Genomic DNA, 3610 nt, shown 5'->3' with positions numbered 1-3610 from the left:
TGCCCATCCTGGGCACCACGCCCGACGCGATCGACCTCGCCGAGGAGCGCGGGCTGTTCTCGGGCATCCTCGACGCGGCGGGGCTGCTCGCCCCGCGCAACGGCACCGCGATCGACGTCGCCGGCGCCGTGCACGTCGCCGAGGGCATCGGCTATCCCGTGCTCGTCCGCCCGAGCTACGTGCTCGGCGGCCGCGGCATGGAGATCGTCTACGACTCGCCGTCGCTCGCCGACTACTTCTCGCGCATCGAGGGCCAGGGCATCGTCGGCCCGAGTCATCCGCTGCTCGTGGACCGGTTCCTCGACGACGCGATCGAGATCGACGTCGACGCGCTCTACGACGGCACCGACCTGTACATCGGCGGCGTGATGGAGCACATCGAGGAAGCCGGGATCCACTCGGGCGACTCGAGCTGCACCCTGCCGCCCGTGACACTCGGCCGCGCCGAGGTCGACCGGGTGCGGGAGGCGACCCGCGCCATCGCCGAGGGCATCGGCGTGCGCGGGCTGCTCAACGTGCAGTTCGCCATCGGCGCCGGCGTGCTCTACGTGCTCGAGGCCAACCCGAGGGCCAGTCGCACGGTCCCGTTCGTGTCGAAGGCGCTCGGCATCCCGCTCGCCAAGGCCGCGTCGCGCATCATGGTGGGCGCGACGGTCGCCGAGCTGATCGCCGAGGGCATGCTCCCCGAGTCCGACGGCTCGCGGGTGCCCCTCGACGCGCCGGTCGCCGTGAAGGAGGCCGTGCTGCCGTTCCACCGCTTCCGCACCCGCGAGGGCATCATGGTCGACTCCGTGCTCGGGCCCGAGATGCGCTCCACGGGCGAGGTCATGGGCATCGACAAGGACTTCCCGACGGCGTTCGCGAAGAGCCAGCTGGCTGCATACGGCGGCATGCCGCTGAGCGGCACGGTGTTCGTGTCGGTGTCCGACCGCGACAAGCGCGCGATCATCCTCCCGGTGCTGCGCCTGCAGCAGCTCGGCTACGACATCACGGCGACGGAGGGCACCGCAGAGGTCCTGCGCCGCAACGGCATCGGCGCCCGGGAGGTGCTGAAGTACAGCGAGAAGGCGTCGGCCGACGACGCCTCGATCGTCGAGCTCATCCACCGCGGCGAGGTCGACGTGGTGATCAACACCCCGAGCGGCCGCTCGGCCCGCGCCGACGGGTACGAGATCCGCGCGGCGGCGGTCGCGGCCGACATCGCGCTGTTCACGACCATCGCCGAGCTCTCGGCCGCGGTCGCCTCGCTCGACGCCGTCCGCGGCGGGTTCGAGGTGACGAGCCTGCAGGAGTACGGCCGGCGGCGAGCGGCGGCGCTGGCATGATCGGCTCCGGCGTGATCCCGTTCGGCGAGCGGCTCGAGTCCGTCTTCGCGGCCTACGGGCACCTCTGCCTCGGGCTCGACCCGCACCGGTCGGTGCTCGACGCGTGGGGCCAGCCCGACTCCGCGGAGGGCGTCCGCGAGTTCGGGTTCCGCGCGATCGAGGCGGCATCCGGCCTCATCGGCATCGTGAAGCCGCAAGTGGCGTTCTTCGAGCGGCATGGCGCCGCGGGCTACGCCGTGCTCGAGCGCCTCCTGGCCGAGGCGCGTGACGCCGGCCTCCTCGTGATCGCCGACGCGAAGCGTGGCGACATYGGCTCCACGGTGGAGGCGTACGGCGAGGCGTGGCTGCGCCCGGGGTCGAGCCTCGAAGCGGATGCCATGACGATCAGCGCATTCCAGGGCCTCGGCTCGATCGAGCAGGTCATGGTCTCGGCCGAGGCGGCGGGCAAGGGCCTGTTCGTCCTCGCCGCCACCTCGAATCCCGAGGCCGCCGCCATCCAGCGCGCCGTCCTCCAGCAGTCGAGCCGGGCCGGGTCGTCCGTGGCGCAGGCCATCACCGACGGCGTGATCAGCTGGAACCAGGGCCGAGTGGATGCCTCGAGCCACGCGCTCGGCTCCATCGGCGTGGTGTTCGGGGCGACGACCGACCTCCCCGCCGCGGGCATCGACATCGAGGCCGAGCCACCGCGCCCGGGCCTGCCGGTGCTCGCGCCCGGATTCGGCCACCAGGGCGCCGAGCCGCGCGAGCTCCGCTCCCGGTTCGGCGGCTTCGCGGGCGGCGTCGTCGCGAACGAGTCGCGGTCCCTCCTGATGGCGGGGCCCGATGGACTGGCCGACGCCATCGCGCGTCGTGCCGACGAGTACGGAGCCGCGGTTGCCTGACACGAGCACGAGCACGAGCACGACCACCAACGACATGGCGGACTCGATCGCCGAGGCCGGGAAGCCCGTGACCGCGTCGAGCCCGCCCGAGGTCGATCGCGTCGCGGCGTCCCGCGCCGCCGTCGCTGCCCGCCGCGCGCGGGCCGCCGTGAAGGGCCAGGTCGCCGACGGCGTCCGCAGCCCGCTCGATGTGCTGCGCGCCGCCTATGAGGAGCCCGAGGGCGTCGAGGGTCGGCTTCGCGTGCCCGAGTTCCTCACGTCGATCCCCGCGATCGGCGCCACGAAGAGCGCCCGGATCATGCAGGACCTCGAGATCGCGACGTCGAAGCGGCTCGGCGGCCTCGGCCGGCTGCAGCGCCGTCGCCTTCGCGAGTTCGTCGCCGACTGGGTCGCCGATCACGGCGGCACGGGCGACCGGCTCGTCGTGCTCGCCGGTCCCACGGCGGTCGGCAAGGGCACGGTGGCGTCGTACATCCGGCGGCACCACCCCGAGGTCCAGCTCTCGGTGTCGGCCACCACGAGGGCGCCCCGGCCGGGCGAGGTCGAGGGCGAGCACTACTACTTCGTCGACGACGCGGAGTTCGACCGCATGGTCGAGGCGGGCGAACTGCTCGAGTGGGCCACCGTCCACAACGCCTCCCGATACGGCACGCCGCGCCGTCCGGTGGAGCAGGCGATCGCGGCGGGCAACAGCGTGCTGCTCGAGATCGACATCCAGGGCGCACGCTCCGTCCGCCGGGCGATGCCCGAGGCCACCCTCGTCTTCCTGCTGCCGCCGACCTGGGACGAACTCGTCCGCCGGCTGGTCGGTCGGGGCACCGAGAGCCCGGCCGAGCAGCAGCGCCGCCTGGAGACCGCGAAGGTCGAGTTGGCGGCCGTCGACGAGTTCGACCACCAGGTCGTCAACCACGAGGTCGGCGAGGCCGCGCAAAAGGTCGTAGACTTGATGCGGCCCCGCAAGGGTCGGCGTTGAGCCGCCCGGGCCGAAAGTTTCCGCGCACCGACGTGCGCACGTTCCGTTCTAAGGAGTCTGTCCATGGCTGAGAAGCTGTCCGGCATCATCGACCCGCCCATCGACGACCTGCTCTCCAAGGTCGACTCGAAGTACCAGCTCGTGATCTTCGCGTCCAAGCGGGCCCGCCAGATCAATGACTACTACGCCGACCTCCACGAGGGCAGCCTCTTCGACAACGTCGGCCCGCTGGTCGACTCGTCGATCGACGACAAGCCGCTGTCGGTCGCGCTCCACGAGATCAACGAGGACAAGCTCCGGCTCCGCCCCATCGGCGAATAGCACGTCCCGGATGTCGCCGCTCAACATCGTCGTCGGCATCACGGGCGGCATCGCGGCGTACAAGGCCGTCGGTGTGGTCCGCGCGCTCGTGCTCGCCGGCCACGACGTCC

General features: G+C 72.0%; 4 protein-coding genes. All 4 read left to right on the top strand.

Annotated features, from left to right (window positions below; all coding sequences use genetic code 11):
- Positions 1 to 1325: ATP-binding protein (locus AC1DY2_RS17230; protein ID WP_476763526.1), on the top strand; the 1325-nt coding region annotated here is incomplete at its 5' end.
- Positions 1322 to 2206 carry an orotidine-5'-phosphate decarboxylase gene (gene pyrF, locus AC1DY2_RS17225; protein WP_476763525.1) on the top strand — a complete coding sequence of 295 codons (885 nt, stop codon included), beginning with the start codon at positions 1322 to 1324 and terminating at the stop codon, positions 2204 to 2206. The genes AC1DY2_RS17230 and pyrF, both read left to right, overlap by 4 nt.
- A gap of 34 nt (positions 2207 to 2240) precedes the next feature.
- Entirely contained in the window at positions 2241 to 3179 is a 939-nt protein-coding gene (gene gmk / locus AC1DY2_RS17220; protein ID WP_476763527.1) for a guanylate kinase, read from the top strand.
- Between the two features lie 63 nt (positions 3180 to 3242).
- Positions 3243 to 3500: a DNA-directed RNA polymerase subunit omega gene (gene rpoZ / locus AC1DY2_RS17215; protein ID WP_067947279.1), complete on the top strand. Its 258-nt coding sequence runs from the start codon at positions 3243 to 3245 to the stop codon at positions 3498 to 3500.
- The last annotated feature ends 110 nt before the right edge of the window (positions 3501 to 3610 follow it).

It is taken from the genome of Agromyces sp. P1_H4 (genome assembly GCF_056405255.1).
The sequence above is the reverse complement of the archived record's forward strand: the minus strand, read 5'-3'. Positions and strand labels throughout refer to the sequence as shown.

Coding starts and splice junctions, on each gene's coding strand:
- gmk (WP_476763527.1), top strand. CDS start 2,241: ATGGCGGACTCGATCGCCGAGGCCGGGAAGCCCGTGACCGCGTCGAGC.
- rpoZ (WP_067947279.1), top strand. CDS start 3,243: ATGGCTGAGAAGCTGTCCGGCATCATCGACCCGCCCATCGACGACCTG.